Origin of the sequence: Fibrobacter sp. UWB11 (assembly GCF_900143015.1) — a bacterium.
In the GTDB taxonomy this organism is placed as follows: domain Bacteria; phylum Fibrobacterota; class Fibrobacteria; order Fibrobacterales; family Fibrobacteraceae; genus Fibrobacter.
Genome location: NZ_FSRT01000002.1, coordinates 24,325 through 40,857 on the forward strand (window position 1 = coordinate 24,325; position 16,533 = coordinate 40,857).

Below are 16,533 nucleotides of genomic sequence, written 5' to 3' on the forward strand. Positions count from 1 at the left end.
AATGTTGTTGCATTTTTGCTTTTTTCATTATATTTTTGAGAACATAAATACTAAGGAGTGAACATGGGATTCAAAAAGGTTTTCTTAGCATGCAGTCTTTCCGCAGCATGTTCCGTTTTTGCAGCACAATACGAAGCTGAAAGCGCAACCCTTTCCGGGGACGCAGCCGCAGCCTCTAGCACAGCAGCTTCTGGCGGCAAATACGTCAAAATGAACGGTGGCGACATCACATTCTCTAAAGTCGTAGCCGAAAAAGCGGGCAAATACACCATCGTCATCCATTACATGAATAACTACGGTGGTTCCAAGATCAACAACGTAGAAGTTGGCGGAGCCTCTTCCGCAGTCACATTCGACGAGACGGACAAGGGCAAATTTGCCGACGTCGAAACGGTCATGAACCTCGCCGCCGGTGAGAACACCATCGCTATCACCAATAGCTGGGGATGGATCGACGTGGACTATATCGAAATCAAGGGCTATGAAGCAAAGGCATTCAACCTCTGCAACGCCCCGGTCACAAAAACCGCTACCCCGTCCGCCATCAAGCTTTATAACTTCCTCGTCAACAACTTTGGCAAAAAGACCATTTCTGGCGTGATGACCGGCAACATGGATGCCTACACCAAGGGCGACGCCACCCAGCACGAAGACGTTCAGGCCGTATTCAAGGCAGGCGGCAAGTACCCCGCACTTGTTGGAGTCGACCTGATGAACGCTACCGGCGCAAGCAAGGACAACAGCTGGTTCCAGGAATATACCGAAAAGGCCATCGATATCGCCAAGAGCACCTGGAAAAAGGGCGGCATTCTGGCATTCACATGGCACTGGCGTCCAGGTGAAGAAGAGAACTTCTATGTCAAAGGCGCAAATGACAACTACACCGAATTCGACTTCACCGAAGCTTTCGTGACCGGCACGACCAATTGGGATACAGTTTCGACCGCTTACAAGGCTCTCGTCGCAGACATTGACCTCGTTTCCAAAATCTTCCTTGACCTCCAGAAAGAAGGCATTGCCGCCATCTTCCGCCCGTTGCATGAATCTGGTGGCAACTGGTTCTGGTGGAGCACGCATACCGGCAAGCAGTTCGCCGCACTCTACCAGTTGCTCTACGAACGCATGGTTTTCACGAACGGCGTAAACAACCTCATTTGGGACTTTAACCCGAAGGACGCCGCCACGATGTCCTGGACTCCGGGCGAAACCTACTATGACGTGTTGAGCGTAGACATTTACAACAATGCAAACGATCACCAAAGCAACAGCGCCGCATTCATCGATCTCACGAACAAGGCAGGCACAAACAAGATTATCTCCCTCAGCGAAAACGGCCCGATTCCTGACGTCGACAAGATGTACGAAGACGGTGCCACTTGGAGCTGGTGGATGCCGTGGTACGAATCCCCGAGCTGGAACGGTGGCTACGTAAGCCAGACCGCAGCCAATGTGTGGACAAAGAACCTTGCCGACGAACGCATCATCACCCTCGACAAAATGCCGGGCTGGGACAACTATAACGAAGCGGCCGCAGCAACTAACGTTTGCCCGACTTCTACGCAGAACGCCAAGTTCGGCGCAGACACCGCCAAGGCTAATCCGGAAAATGTTGACCTTGTCATGGGCGTGACCTACAAGGCTATCAACGATAGCGGCGCTAACATCCAGTACACCAAGGTTCCGAACTTGACTGGAGCAAAGAGCATTGCAGTCACGATCGAAAACAAGGGTTCCGGAGGCGAAATGAATGGCATCTGGATTGGCATGGCATTTGTCCGCGACGGTTCCGCCGATAAGGCATGGACCTGGGAACAGTCACCGTCTGACGGCTGCTGGCTCAACGACGGCGCCAAAGCCACTTGCGAATTTGCCATCGAGACTTACACCGATGACGCAGGCGTTGAACACCCGATGGACCTCGACAAGCTTTTCTCCGTCACCTTCATCTTGGCTGGCGCTAACGGATTCGAAGGCACGGTGCTCTTTGACAACATGGTCACGGACAACGGCATCATCATCAACGGATTCAACAAGAAGACGGAACTATTCACCGCCGCAGACCAGAGCAAGGGCCACATCGCAAGTATCGAGCTCTATAACAAGGACGGCACTCCGGCAACTCCTTCCTCTATCAAGCCGATTGCAGCAACAAAGAAGGCCGGAATCCGCATGAACGGAACTAGCATCGCCTTTACCGCAAGCAAGGCAGGCTTTGCAAGCATCGACGTATTCAACATGAACGGCAAGCGCGAAGCAACACTCTACCGAGGCACCCTCAGCGCAGGCGAACATTCGTTCAGCCTCAAGAACCTCTCCAAAGGTCAATACATACTCCGCGTAAAGGGCAACGGAATCGCAGCCTCCAAGCCGATTCTTGTCAAGTAAGTTTATAACACATAAAGCTGAATACACAAAGGCGACCGTGGAAGCGGTCGCCTTTTCTTTGTAAAGAGGAAATCAAGCTTCTTAGCTAAATCTAGATACTCGCGAACTCTCCGTCAACTGTTTGAATTTTTGTCAGAAAACGCCTCAAGGAACTCATCTTAATAAAAAATCAAGGCGCTGAAAGATTTACGCAGTGATTTCCTTTTCGTGCAACAAGTTCATAACCAAGAGTCGAAAGCAAAGCATTCAACGTCTTTAAGGTTATGTTCACCGGTTGCATGGCTCGTAGATTTTGAATCACCGATGTCGAAATTCCAGACGCTTTCGATAAAGCACGAACACTAACATCCTGTTCCGCCATGGCATCTAAAATAAGCTCAGACAAAAGGAAATTTGCATATTCCTTTTCAAAGGCTTTCTTTTGTTTCGGGTCGGACATGATCCTTTCAAATGTCGATTTAGCCTTCTTCATAATACTCTCCCTTCTGTACACGAGTGTTATAGCTTTGCATAGAAAATATTGCCCTTTGTTTTTCGTTTTCAGGAAGCTTTTGCGATTTTTTGCAAAACGCATTCGTTATGATAATTTTCTTCCCGACATAAAAGAAGGAAAGAAATCGATCCGGTTGTGGTTTGAATGCATAAATCTTATCACCTTCATTCCTGAACTTGGTTATATCTGAAATTTTTCCTGAATCACCTATTCTTTTAAACAACATTAGTACTTTACGCTTTTGCGCATCACCTAATCTATTGAAATAGTCAAACGCCTGACTTGTACCATTTTCATCGTAATACCATTCTACAGTAAAGCACGGACCTTCATAAGCTAAAATTTCTCTCATTACAAATGTATCTCCTTTTTGATACGCTGTCAAGAGCGGCAATTTCAAATACGGATACATTTGCGAAATTCATGCCAGCAGAAAAATTACCGTTTTCACGCGAAAAACGGCAAATTGCAATTTGAGAAAAAGTGATTAATCGATTTAATCACTGATAAATCAGTTCATTAACTCAGCAAATCACTAGTACATTTAAGGTATTAAGATGTTTGTCTATTTTAATGACAAAGTCCATCATTTTCTGTTTGTTAAAGACTCATTTCCACTACAATGCTGTTGCTAAAACGCATTATTGTTACTAGTTTTACTAGAGCATAACCCCCCCCCCCGGAAATGCGACCATACCTTGAACTCTTGTAGTCCCCAATAATCAGCAACGAGGAAAAAATCTCGCCTAAAATTATTTTACCGCAGCAGACGGACGATAAATTTTACTAAGACGTCTAGACTTGGTTATAATACTCACTGTGTTTTCCGTCACGTTTGGCCCCGTCCAAACATTCATTTTTCTTACAATCGTGTGAAAAACTTGCACTTTTTCACAGCGCTTATTGACTTCATTTTTCACGAATTTATTTTTCTATAGACGATATTTAGGATGTTTGGGGGTGTGGACATTTTCCACAAGTTTTGTCAACACTCAAAAGTCGGGATTGCCCTATTTCATCGTTATTTATCTAGTTTCAGAGAAAAATAAGGATACGCTATGAATTGCATCAAGACTTTAATCGCAGTTTCGCTTCTTGGAACAGCCGCATTTGCAGCTCCGGGACTCACCGTGAGTGGCACAGACCTTCAGTACAACGGAAAGAAAATTTTCTTCTCGGGTACAAACCTCGCTTGGAGCGACTACAATTCCGACGTGGGAGCCTCCCCTCTTGACGAAAACGCATGGCGCAAAGCCGTGGAAGGCACGCGTGCCGCAGGTGGTAACGCAATCCGTTGGTGGCTCTTTAACAACATGAGCCAAAGCCCGACAATTGACGAAACAACGCACTTGGTCACTGGCCCGAAGGAAAATACCATCGCCAACATGAAAAAAGCTTTGGACATTGCCGAAGAATACGGCGTGATGGTCTCGATGTGCCTCTTTAGCCACAACTTGATGGAACCGAACCAGTGGGGTCTTTACAACGAAAAGCTCGACATCACTGCTAACGAATTGCTTTTCGAAGACGCGGGCACCAAGGCGTTTATAGACAACGTTCTTATTCCGGTCGTAAAGGCTATTGGCAACCACAAGGCTCTCATGACTTGGGAAGTCTTTAACGAACCCGAGGGCATGACTAGCGAATGCAGCGGTTGGACCACAAAGAAGATGGCACTCGCCAAAATCCAGAAGTTTACGAACAAGGTTGCAGCGGCCATCCACACAACAAACCCGGAACTTCTCGTTTCGACGGGTAGCGTGAACATCAAGTATCAGAAGCATTGGAACGATGCAGCCCTCATCGAAGCGGGTGGCGAAGCGAATGGTACGCTCGACTTTTTCCAGACCCACTATTACCCGTACTGGCAAGACAATTCCGTAAGCCCGTTCGTAAACACTGCGGCCCAGATGGCAACAAAGTACAGCTACGACAGCAAGCCGATGATCATCGGTGAATTCCCGGCAAGCGGTTGGGCTGGCAATACATACCGCTCCAATTTTGCCGCAAAGACAGAAATTACAACGGAAGAATGCTACCGCAAGGCTTTTGACGGTGGTTATGCGGGTGCTCTCGCTTGGCAGTACATTGGCGACAAGACCGAAGCAAACTTTGGCGGTTACAGCTACACGATTGAACCTGCGCTCGATGCCATGAAGAAGCTCGCCGCAACGGAAGAAGCAAGCATCAAGATTAAGGATGTGAACATTGAAGGCGGCAATGGCGGAAACGGCATGATGGCTGTGACCTACGGTGCCGACAATGGCCAGGTGGAATACCAGAACAAGGGCGGTTGGGACCTTTCCGGTGCAACGACGTTTACGTGGACCGCAAAGAATAATGGTTCTTCTGACGCAGACATTTACCTCATCTTCAAGCTTACGGATTCTTGGACATGGACCGAAACGGATGGAAGCTGCAAGGTTCCGGCAGGCGAAAAGGTCACTTGCTCTATCGACATTTCTAGCTTTGCCGACCGCAACAAGACGCTCAGCATCACGTTTGCGAACTACGCCGCAGGCTACACCGGCACGGTGATTTACGATGACATCAAGGCTGGCGCCACGACACTCTTTGACTTCAATACCGACAAGTACGACGCCTTCAAGCGTGGTTACGAGAACACCGAAGAAATGATTCCAGAAATCAAGATTGTGTTCGATGAAAACTACGTTTTTGGAAAGACCAGCTTGGTCAAAGGAAAGGTCGCAGCATCGTCCAAGTTCACCATCAACGGCGACAAGATTATGCTCAACACAAAGGCTAAGGGCCAGGTCAGCGTCGACGTGTTCGGCATGAACGGAAGAATCATCGCCACGCTCTTTAACGGAAAGCTCAGCGCTGGTAATTACGTGTTCAGCCTTGCTGACATGCCGAAGGGCCAGTACATTGTTCGCATGAAGGGTGCAGGCCTCACAGCCACGCAGCCGGTGATTATCAAGTAAAATTAAAAAAAGACCCCAGCCGGGGTGATAAGCAAAAGAGTCCCGACGATGTCCGGGACTTTTTAGTTCGCAACAAAAATCCTTTGAATTTAAGGTGCAAAAATATAGATTTAGAGATGGAGAATGGAATGTTTATGAAGAACTTTAACTACACAAATTTTGTCGCTACGGCAACTGTCGCAGCACTCGCAGGCACCGCTTTTGCGGCCACCCCCATCCGTTTAGAAGCCGAAGACGCCGTCCTTGCCGATGACCACAAAGTCGTCGTAATCACAGATGCCAAAGCTTCGGGCGGAAAGTCCGTCGATATGAAAGACGGCAATTTGGAATTCAAAGTAACAGTCCCCGCAACAGGCTATTACACGCTTTGGGCAACATACCAGATACCATCGAATTCAACCAACAAAATCCAGAACTTGACCGTCAATGGCGTTTCTGCAGGGCAGATTTCTTTTGGAATTTCTGACGAATTCACGACCATCAAGGGTGCGGGCAAAATCAAGCTCACCGCAGGTGAAAACAAAATAGGCATCATCCACAGCTGGGGTTACGTCAACCTCGACTATATCGAGCTCACCGAATACGAAGCTAGTCCGTGGAATCTTTCCCCGACGCCAGTCACGCCTGAACCGACCGAAAGCGCACAGAAGCTATACAACTTCTTGCTTGACAACTTCGGCAAGCGCGTGATTAGCGGTGTCATGACAGAACGCCCGTTCGAAAACAACGGCCAATATACACCACAAAACTACGAAACGCAAACCGAGCTCAAATACATTCACGATGCAAGCGGCAAGAACGTAGTTCTAGTTGGTTTTGACTTTTTGCACGCCTCCGGCAAGAATTCTGAAGAACAGTGGTATCAGGGCTACACACACGCTTCGCTAGAAATGGCAAAGACGGTCTGGAAAGCAGGCGGCATTCCGCAATTCAACTGGCATTGGAAAGATCCAACGCACGAAATCGAAGCATTCTACACAAAATCAGGCAACGAAACCTCATACACCGAATTCAGCATCAACAAAGCTTACGACGAAGCCTCCGGCAAATGGAAAACTGATAGCGATGCATACAAAGCTATGGTCCGCGACATGGAAATGATCGCCGATTCGCTTTTGACCTTGCAAAAAGAAGGGGTCGCTGTTCTTTGGCGCCCGCTCCACGAAGCCAGCGGAAAATGGTTCTGGTGGGGCACCGATGGCGCCAAGCCGTGCGTTGCTTTGTACAAGCTCATGTTCGATATTTTCGTGAACAAGAAAGGTTTGCACAACTTAATTTGGGTGTGGACTACCGACGAAGCAAGCGATGCTCTCGACTGGTATCCGGGCGATGAATACGTGGATGTTGTTGGTCGCGACTACTATTACTACCCGCGCGAATCCAATCACTCTAGCCTTGTGGGCAGCTTTGAAACAGTGAAGGAAATGTTCGGTGGCAAAAAAATTGTAACGCTCAGTGAAAACGGCTCCGTCCCCTACCCCGACGAAATGAAGGCTGATGGCGCCAACTGGAGTTGGTTCATGCCATGGTATGGTGATTACGCCATGGAAAGTTGGGCAAACGACAACAATGCCGAAAGCTGGAAAACCGTGATGAACAATGATTACACGATTACTCTCGAAGACATGCCGGGCTGGGAAAAATACCAGATTGTTGAAGTCCCGACGACGGGAATCAAGAGCGTTATGGCAGCAACAAAGGCTACCGCTAATTTAGTTGTAATCGGAAAGAATTTGCAGATTAGTATTCCGGGCATTGCTGCAGGTGCTACCGCAAAAGTCGCCATTTTCGACATGCAAGGCAATCAGGTGGTGATCCGTGCCATCAATGGTGCAAATGCTAGCATCAACTTGAACGGAATTGCGGTTGGGCAGTACCTCGTGAAAGTGCAAGGCAAAGGATTTGCACAAAACGGAAGGATTCTGGTAAAGTAATAGGAAATGGTGATCCCGGCACTGTGGCCGGGATGACAATGTAAAAGCAACGCTTCCGGCGCAAGTCCGGGATGACAATGCAAAAAAAATTGGAGTGTATGTTATGGAATGTAAATTAATCGCGGGCGCATGCTCCGCAATGGCTTTTGCCACAACAGTTGCAACAACATCAGTTTACGCGGCACCGACTACTTACGAAGCCGAAGACTTGAGCGGCGCCACCGTTGCTGAAGGCACAGAATTTTCAGGCGGCAAATACGCAAAGCCCGCCGATGCTAGCGGTATCACGTTTACGGTCAAAGTCGAAGAAACCGCCGTTTACGACATTACCACGAAAGTTTTCATCAAGCAATACGACTGGATTACCTCTAAAATCGTAGTGAACGGCGTTGACGCAGGTTCGCTCCTTACTACTCCGCGCAATTGCGATTCCACTTACGTCATCAGCGCATCGGCAAAGATGAAAGTCGGCGAAAACAAGATTACAGTGGGCAATCAATCCATTGGCGTCGACTACATCACCGTCGAAAAGCATCCTGATCCAGAATTCAAAATCGGAGCAGCCCCTGTAACGCCAAACGCTTCGGAATCTGCGCGTAAAGTATTCTCGTTCTTACGCGAGAACTTTATGAAAAAGACAATCAGTGGCATGATGATCAGCGACCAGAATTTTAATTACGATTATGGCAACATGAAACTTTTAAAGCCTGGTGAATGTACTCCGGCGGATTCCTGCAAATATAGCGATGCAGAAGTTTCATGGAAGGGTCAAACCGATATTGCCGAATTCTACAAACGTAGCGGCCATTACCCCGCTATTGGCGGATTCGACATGCTCTTTGCTACAGGCGGTCATCATGAAGAAGGTTGGTTCAAAGGTTACACCGAAAACAATCTTGCCATGACCGAAGAACTTTGGAAAATGGGCGGCATCCCGACTTATACTTGGCATTGGAAAGTCGGCAAAGACACCGTATTTTATACAAAAGATACTTATCCGAACAACGGATTTAACGCTAGCGGTTGTACAGAAGGCGTTCAAGGAACCTCCGAAAGCAACACATGCTTTAACTACACCAAGGCTTTCAAAGGCGAACAATGCAAAGAAATTGACGAAACCTCTCAAGAATATAAAGACATTGTCGCTGACATCGATATTGTTTCGGGATATTTCCAGGAACTGCAAGACAAGGGTATCGCTGTCGTATGGCGTCCGCTCCACGAAGCTAGCGGTGGTTGGTTCTGGTGGGGTGCAGGTAGCCCTGAATGTTATGTACAACTTTATCGATTGGTTTTCAACCGCATGGTCGGCACAAACAAGCTCAACAACTTGATTTGGGTTTGGAACATCAATACTGATCCGAAATACGGTTACGATTATAGTGCACTCAATGCAGCATGGTACCCCGGTGACGAATACGTCGACATTGTAGCCGTCGATATTTACGACCCGCTCAACAACCACAATTCCGGAGCCAACTACTTCAACAAAATCATAAGTGATGTAGGTACAAGCAAGATGATTGCTTTGAGCGAAAACGGAGCCATTCCAGACATCGACAGCATCGCCGAAGACAAAGCCTATTGGAGCTACTGGATGACATGGAGCCAGACTTGGAGCGGAAACTTCTTGGAAAAGACCCCCACGGACATGTGGAAAAAGAATCTTGATGACAAACGCATTATCGCTCTCGACAACATGCCGGGTTGGGACAAAATGACCGTACACAATTCCGTTCAAAAGCGTACTACCAAAATTTCAAACAACATAAATCTTGCTATAAATGGTAAAAATTTGTCACTTTCAACAGCCACTAACGGCAACGCCACAGTCACTATTTTTGACATGACCGGGCACCGTGTTGCAACGCTTTTGCAGGGAAATATTTCGGCCGGAACTCATAGCTTTAGCTTGCAATCCATCACAGCAGGAAACTACATTGTAAAAGCAAGTGTCAACAATCACACTACAATGCAAGTTTTGCGTTTAAAATAGTGAGTGATGCAACATGTATTTTAAAAAAAAGGTTCACTTTCGAACCTTTTTTCTATTTTTAGAGCATGACCGAAAAGAACCCCCTTTATTTTACAATTCACGGACATTTTTATCAACCGCCCCGCGAAAATCCTTGGACTGGCGTTATCGAAAACCAGCCGAGTGCACGTCCGTTCCACGATTGGAACGAACGCATTGCAAGCGAGTGCTATAGCCCGAACTCCGCAAGCCGTATTTTAAATTCTAAAGGCAAGATTGTAGACATCGTAAACAACTACGATTTCATGAGTTTCAACATCGGCCCGACTCTCATGGGCTGGATTCGTACAAATACGCCTGACACATACAAGCGCATTAAAGAAGCGGACAAGCGCAGCCAAGATCGCTTGAATGGCCATGGCAACGCCATAGCCCAAGTTTACAACCACATCATCATGCCGCTTGCAAGCGAGCAAGACAAGCGTACACAAATCCGCTGGGGCATCGAAGATTTTAAGTTCCATTTCGGTCGCATGCCCGAAGCCATGTGGCTCGCCGAAACAGCAATCAACTTCGAAACCGTCGTTGAACTCATCAAGGCGGGCATCAAATTCACAGTTCTTTCGCCTACGCAGGCTGACAAGTTCCGCAAGTTTGGCGACAAGAAGTGGACCGATTGCAGCAACACGAACATCGACACTACGCGCCCGTACCGCATTTACCCGCGCGACAAAGAAGGCAACCTCGTCTGTGACGGTTACCTCGACGTATTCTTCTACAACCCGTGGCTTTCGAGCGCAGTCGGCTTTGAACATTTGCTCCGCGATGCAGGAACATTCGGCCACCGCATTGAAAGCGCCTGGGACGCCAATCGCAATGAACCGCAACTTGTAAGCATCGGTACCGACGGCGAATCTTACGGTCACCACGAACCGTTTGGCGACATGTGCGCTGCATGGCTTTATAACAAGTTCGCACCGCAGAACAACATGGTCCCCGTAAACTACGGCTGGTACCTTGAAAAGTTCCCGCCCAAGTACGAAGTCGAACTCAAGAATTTTTATGGCGAAGGCTGCGCATGGAGTTGCGCCCATGGTGTTGGTCGCTGGTACAGAGACTGCGGCTGCTCCACCGGTGGCGGCGCCGACTGGAACCAAAAATGGCGTGGCCCGCTCCGCGATGCATTCAACCACCTCAAGGAAGTGGCCGACAACATTTTCGTTCGCGAATTCGAAAAGATTTCGAAAATCGACCCGTGGGATGCCCGCAACAATTACATTCAGGTACTCGTTGCTCCGGAAGACGAATCCCGCAAGGAACAGTTCCTCAAGGATACGCTCAAGGACTACGACAAGCAAGAAGACCGCGCCAAGGCAATTCGACTTCTCGAAATCCAGAAGTTCTGCCTGTTCAGCTTCACGAGCTGCGGTTGGTTCTTCAACGATATCGAAGGTTTGGAACCGGTTCAGAACATGCGTTACGCCCTCCGCGCCATGCAGCTCTTAAAGCCATTCCTCCCGATGGGTGATAACCTCAAGAGTGAAATTCTCTATATTCTCGCTCGCGCCACAAGTAACGAACACAAGTGGAACGGCGCCGAAGTCTTCACGAAGTACGCCGAAGAAAACGTCCCGTCCGTCATCAAGCAGATGGCAGAACGTGCCGCAATTTACCACCTCGAACTCGAAGAAGACTATCTCAACAAGGATTCCCGCATCACCGCAACAAAGATTGCCTCCCGCCGTCGCCAGACGCTTGTGCGCACATCTTACGAAGACAAAGATCTCGGTGAATCTTGCGTGACCACGAACTTGGTCGTCACCGACCAGCTCAGCCGCGTGAACATCGTTGTCGCCATGGGCGAAGAAAAAGAAAGCGGGCTCACGTTTGTTGAAAATACGAACATGACGACGGAACAGCTCCACGAGCTCTATCCGACAGCATACGTTGTCCGCATGAGCAACCTTGCGAGCGATTCCTTGAAGCGCATCAATTTACTTTCGACGCAAAAGCACCTCGAGAACATCACAAAGTCGTTCTCCGGTTTTGCTCTGAACCACGGCATTTCCATCGACAGCCTTGCAGACCCCGACCATACATTACCGGACACCATGAGAAAGATTCTCACGGTGGAAATCAACGCTCGCATTCACCATGCTGCATTGCAGTTGCTGAACGAGCATAACAAGGCAACCATCGAAGAAATCCACGAGCTCATTGACGAAGCTACAGCACTCAACACGCACTTTAGCTTTGGTGGGCTTGGCCACATGTTCTTCCACAAGCTCACGCTTCTCATTGACGAAGTTGCAAAGAAGTACGACGAAAGCACTCTCAACTACATCACAGACCTGATTACAGTTGCAGATTGGCTAAAGCTCTACATCAACAAGACTTCTCTTGAGAACTATGTCTTTGGATTCTACAAGGAATACAAGGCAGAGCCGAAGGGCAAATTTGCAGCCCTCAAGCTCATGTTCCAATGGCTGAACTTTGAGGTCGATAATGTATAAATTGTCAAATGCCCCGCTTCTAAACGCGCCGCAAATTGACAAGCGTCTGGAATCACTCGCCCAAGAACTAAAGGCGTGTGATTTCGACATTATTTTATCAGCACTCACAGGCAGCTACATTTTTACCGCCGATTTGTCTCGCCGTATCGCAACTCCGAAATTGCGCATTGCATTTATCAAAGCATCTAGTTACGGCGAATCCGATCAACCGAACGCAAACGTCCATATTTCAGGCCTTGAAGGTCTCGACATCAAAGGCAAACGCGTTTTGTTGATTGACGATATCCTTGACACTGGCAACACGATGTACTCCCTCGTGAAAGCCCTCGCGGACTACTCCCCCGCTTCTATCAAGACTTGCGTACTGTTGAATAAGGAATCAAGACGAACTGTTGATTATCACGCTGATTTCGTCGGTTTTGAAATAGAAAATAAATTTGTGGTCGGTTACGGTCTCGACTATGCAAACGATTACCGTACCTTGCCCGAAATATGGACTCTTGAAGAAGTATGACAGACAACAATAACAACCTGAACGAAAATGATGACTTGAACGAAGTCAAGAAACATGCGACCATGACGTTTGCCGCCATCGAGCGCAGTTTTACAAGAATGGCATACCGCAAGAGGAATGCCATCCGCATCATCGTCTGCCTTTTATTCTTTATTGCAGGCTACAAAGCAAATACGCTATTCAGCAGTAAAATCCCGACTGAAAAGATCATCGAGAAAATTGCGGCACAGCCGGACCTTCCGAACAAATGCAAGTACCGCTATGACCGTTCCATGGAATACGCCATCATGCACGAATGCGTATTCTCTCACGACACGCCTACGGATGTAACCAAGCTCATCCAGCGCATCAATTACTGCTCTTGCGCCTTGGAACGCGTACAAAAAAAGAAGCCCTTCCAGAAGATGTTCGAAAACAATCTGGAGGACTTCACATTCAAAATCCGCGAAGAAATTCTGTGCAAGGATGAAAAGATTCCTCCCGCACTCGAAATGGATTCTGTTTCAACTCCAAAATAGCGTTTTACAAAATAAGCATTCCGTCGCCGTAGCTGAACAGTTTAAGTTTGTTCTCTACGGCCATTTTGTATGCAGCGAGCGTATTTTCGCGACCATAGAATGCAGACACAAGCAAAATAAGCGAGCTCTTTGGCCAATGGAAATTGGTTAAAAGCCCATCCACCAACTTGTACTTGTATCCCGGATAAAAGAACGCATAAGTGACACCCTTTTGCGGTTTCAAGAATCCGTTCGCATCGGCAATAGTTTCGACAACACGCGTACTTGTAGTGCCTACAGTCACCACGCGGCCACCATCCCGTTTTGCCTTGTTGATGATGTCGGCGTTTTCCTTGGTGAGTTCATAATGCTCGCCATGCATCTTGTGTTGCGAGAAATCTTCGACAGAAATATTCTGGAACGTGCCCGGCCCCACATGAAGCGTCACTTCAGCAACGTACACGCCCTTCGCTTTCAAATCGTTGAGCATTTGTTCGCTAAAATGGAGGCTTGCCGTCGGCGCTGCCACAGCACCAGCATACTTTGCAAAAATCGTCTGATACGCTTTTTTATCATCTTCGTCATCAGGGCGATCAATGTAAGGCGGCAGCGGAACGTGGCCTTCCCTATTCATGACTTCTTCCATTTCGGCAGGAGTCTTTTCAAAGCGGAGAACGCGGTTTCCGTCTTCTTCATGAACTTCTTCCACAAACGTGCGCACGCCAGCAAGTTTAAGTTCGCGCCCGACCTGGAAAGCCTTGCCCGGATGCACCTTGGCTTCAAAGCGCGCCTCGCCCGCCGTGGACGGGTTTAACGCCTGTACCAAGAGAACTTCCACCTGGCCACCAAACTGAGTTTCGCCATAAAGGCGTGCCGGAATCACCTTCGTATTGTTCACCACAAGACAATCGCCCGGACGGAACAAATCGACAATTTCAGGAGCCTTCATGATGCGGCGTTCACCGCCATCTTTCGGGCAATACAGAATATTCGTTTTGCCCTTACCTGCTGTACGCGAGGCAATCAATTCTTTCGGGAATTCAAAGTTATAATCAGAAAGACGGTATTCCATTACTACGCCTTCATGTCCTTCAATGTATTTTTCAAACGTTCAAGCATTTCCGTTTTCAAGGATTCCGGCTTCAGGATTTTCACATCCGGCAATACGCCAAACAGCCATGTTTTAAAGTCCGGAGTCAAGCGGAGTTTCAACGTCACAATCATATTCCCGTCCTTACCTTCGCTAATTTCTGCAACCGGAGAAAAACGAGACTTGTTAAACTGCGTTTTGAGCCAGCCCGACTTGATCTGGAGCGAAACCGTTTGCGGGTCTTCTGTAGACACGTACTTTCCGAAAGCGTACTTGTAATGTTCATAGACACAGAACGGTTCATCCAAACGAATCGCACACTTATTAGTCTGAGCAATATTCAAGATATTTTCAACAAGATAATTCTTGAAAATATGGGTTTCGGGATATTCATCATCGGCAGCGATCAAATAAAGAGTATCAATTCTCATCACAAGCTTGACTGGGCAAACTTCAATCGTTTTCTTTTCGCCATCTTCATTTGTGCTCTTGTAAGTAATGCGAATTTTAAAGCCTTCGCGAATTGCAGACAAGAGTCTCGAAACCGTAGAATCTTGAGCTTTGTGATCGCAGAATGGGCCATAATCCATAATGTAGTTCGGATCAAGCGTAATCGCTTCGGCCTTGAATCCATCCGGATCGGTCGTCTGCATAGACGAAATGACACTATCAATGAGCTTTCTATTCTTCAAATCCAACGGAGTCGTATCGTTCATCGTCTTTTTCAGTTTTTCCAACTGCTTGACGATTTTCTGGTTAAAGTCGACCTTTTGCTCGGTTTGAATAACATAAAAAGTTTCACCATCTTTTTTGAACTTATGGAGTCCGCAATTTTCCTGTTCCAAAGCATTCAAGTGGCGAAAAATCGTTCTCGGTCCGCAGCCCATAGCATCTGCAAGCATCGAGACCGTCATCGGCACACGAAGTTTGCATTTGATATTATTTATTTTTTCATATCCAGTAGCCATTATTCCTCCTTAATTAATCAAGCCTTAGATATTCTAAGACGGTTCCCAACAGCGACTGACCGTGCAAAGCCTGCAACAGCCAATAACGCAAATTCTCTCTGAATAATATTGGTCACTCTTCCTTCCACCAAGAATCGTTTCCCAACATATGTCACATGGACAAATGAATTTTTCAGGAATCGATATGACGCCAGTTTATTCATAATACGGCGACAAAGATCCTGTTTTCCCAAATTCTCTTTTAAAATTGCCGTTCCGTGCATGTTCAACGAGATAATGCCAGGAATACTTTCTAACCGAGACTTCAATTCATCTGGATAGACTTCATCTTCGTAATAGAAAGTTACCTTTGCCGCCCCCGACTTGACTTTAACACCATATTTGAAAATGGGATGGGCTGCATCGTCCATGACATTCCAAATACTTTTTTCCAAATCTTCATCGGAGACTTTTGAATTTTTGCGAACACGCACCATATTGACGCAGCCACGCAATCCAGCAATACTATTAACTTTTGTTTGTATTGCACGTTTCGTTGCAAGGCTATCTACAAAACCTCGCAAATAAACAATTCCCTGGCCTGCTTCTACCGTAATATCTTCACTCAGCCCATTCGACAAAAGTTCAAGTTGCTTGCGCACAACAGAAATCACCTCGGCATTAGGCGGATTTTCTGCATAACGCGGATAGCTCATAAAGACAATCAAGCCATCATCCATCTTCACGACCAGCTTGTCCTTCGTCTCGTCCTTAACGACACCAACGGCAATTCCAAACTGTTTGCGAATAACGTGATAGACATGATCGCCAAGCAAGGTAAGTACGCACTGGGCCGGCAAAAGCCTATAGCCTTCAGGCGCCACCTCATGCTCTATCGAAATTTTCGGACCTTCGTACTTTTCGTCCGGCAGGCCATTTCGTTTATAAACAACAACTTCCCTGTCATTAGACTGGAAGAAGCTCTTTACAATGCAAGGCCGAGCCGCACCTTCGAAATAAAGCCAGTCTCCCGGAAAAATTCGATTGTGGCCATAAACCTTTGCGTACTCGGAGTTTTCGTCATCCTTGTGGCAAAAGGCAAACTCTTGCGAAAAAGCCACATGGAACGTGCCGCAATGTGTACAAACACAAAGCAGCGGAATTCCACGTTCAATTCCCCCATACGTCGAATGTTCTTCCATGGCGCAAACGTCATGGCGCACCGCCTGTCGGCATTGCC

General features: G+C 47.4%; 12 protein-coding genes. 7 read left to right on the forward strand and 5 right to left on the reverse strand.

What is annotated here, in order from left to right; genetic code table 11:
- Positions 1-63 precede the first annotated feature (63 nt).
- Complete coding sequence (locus tag BUQ91_RS08790; RefSeq protein ID WP_074208982.1) at positions 64-2,385, forward strand: glycosyl hydrolase; 2,322 nt, start codon at positions 64-66, stop codon at positions 2,383-2,385.
- 169 nt (positions 2,386-2,554) lie between these two features.
- Here the strand turns inward: BUQ91_RS08790 and BUQ91_RS08795 are convergent, their stop codons facing one another.
- The gene (locus BUQ91_RS08795; protein ID WP_072827974.1) at positions 2,555-2,857 is read right to left on the reverse strand and encodes a helix-turn-helix domain-containing protein; all 303 of its coding nucleotides are present in this window, start codon (positions 2,855-2,857) and stop codon (positions 2,555-2,557) included.
- Positions 2,844-3,230 (reverse strand): type II toxin-antitoxin system RelE/ParE family toxin, encoded by a 387-nt coding sequence (locus tag BUQ91_RS08800; RefSeq protein WP_074209459.1) that lies wholly within the window; start codon positions 3,228-3,230, stop codon positions 2,844-2,846. Before BUQ91_RS08800 ends, BUQ91_RS08795 begins: the two co-directional genes overlap by 14 nt.
- A 706-nt stretch (positions 3,231-3,936) precedes the next feature.
- Here BUQ91_RS08800 and BUQ91_RS08805 point away from each other — a divergent pair.
- The 6 genes from BUQ91_RS08805 to BUQ91_RS08830 all read left to right on the forward strand — a co-directional run bounded on the left by BUQ91_RS08805 (position 3,937) and on the right by BUQ91_RS08830 (position 13,277).
- Positions 3,937-5,823 carry a T9SS type A sorting domain-containing protein gene (locus tag BUQ91_RS08805; RefSeq protein WP_074208983.1) on the forward strand — a complete coding sequence of 629 codons (1,887 nt, stop codon included), beginning with the start codon at positions 3,937-3,939 and terminating at the stop codon, positions 5,821-5,823.
- A gap of 134 nt (positions 5,824-5,957) precedes the next feature.
- Complete coding sequence (locus tag BUQ91_RS08810) at positions 5,958-7,757, forward strand: glycosyl hydrolase (protein WP_254842302.1); 1,800 nt, start codon at positions 5,958-5,960, stop codon at positions 7,755-7,757.
- 103 nt (positions 7,758-7,860) lie between these two features.
- Entirely contained in the window at positions 7,861-9,753 is a 1,893-nt protein-coding gene (locus tag BUQ91_RS08815; RefSeq protein ID WP_074208985.1) for a glycosyl hydrolase, read from the forward strand.
- A gap of 65 nt (positions 9,754-9,818) precedes the next feature.
- On the forward strand, positions 9,819-12,245 hold the full coding sequence (locus BUQ91_RS08820) for a DUF3536 domain-containing protein (RefSeq protein ID WP_074208986.1): 2,427 nt from the start codon (positions 9,819-9,821) through the stop codon (positions 12,243-12,245).
- Positions 12,238-12,759, forward strand: coding sequence for a hypoxanthine phosphoribosyltransferase (gene hpt / locus BUQ91_RS08825; RefSeq protein WP_074208987.1), 522 nt, complete (start codon positions 12,238-12,240; stop codon positions 12,757-12,759). The genes BUQ91_RS08820 and hpt overlap by 8 nt, the downstream gene beginning before the upstream one ends.
- Positions 12,756-13,277, forward strand: a complete 522-nt coding sequence (locus BUQ91_RS08830) for a hypothetical protein (RefSeq protein ID WP_072827967.1) — start codon at positions 12,756-12,758, stop codon at positions 13,275-13,277. Before hpt ends, BUQ91_RS08830 begins: the two co-directional genes overlap by 4 nt.
- A gap of 4 nt (positions 13,278-13,281) precedes the next feature.
- On the opposite strand, the gene queA is transcribed toward BUQ91_RS08830, so the two are convergent.
- From queA to BUQ91_RS08845, 3 genes are read right to left on the reverse strand one after another with little or no spacing between them, the layout of a single operon-like run.
- On the reverse strand, positions 13,282-14,328 hold the full coding sequence (queA, locus tag BUQ91_RS08835) for a tRNA preQ1(34) S-adenosylmethionine ribosyltransferase-isomerase QueA (RefSeq protein WP_072827966.1): 1,047 nt from the start codon (positions 14,326-14,328) through the stop codon (positions 13,282-13,284).
- 2 nt (positions 14,329-14,330) lie between these two features.
- A complete protein-coding gene (locus BUQ91_RS08840) occupies positions 14,331-15,314 on the reverse strand; it encodes a helix-turn-helix transcriptional regulator (RefSeq protein WP_072827965.1) in 984 nt (327 codons plus the stop codon).
- A 17-nt stretch (positions 15,315-15,331) separates the two neighbouring features.
- Positions 15,332-16,495: a BON domain-containing protein gene (locus BUQ91_RS08845; RefSeq protein ID WP_254842303.1), complete on the reverse strand. Its 1,164-nt coding sequence runs from the start codon at positions 16,493-16,495 to the stop codon at positions 15,332-15,334.
- Between the last annotated feature and the right edge of the window lie 38 nt (positions 16,496-16,533).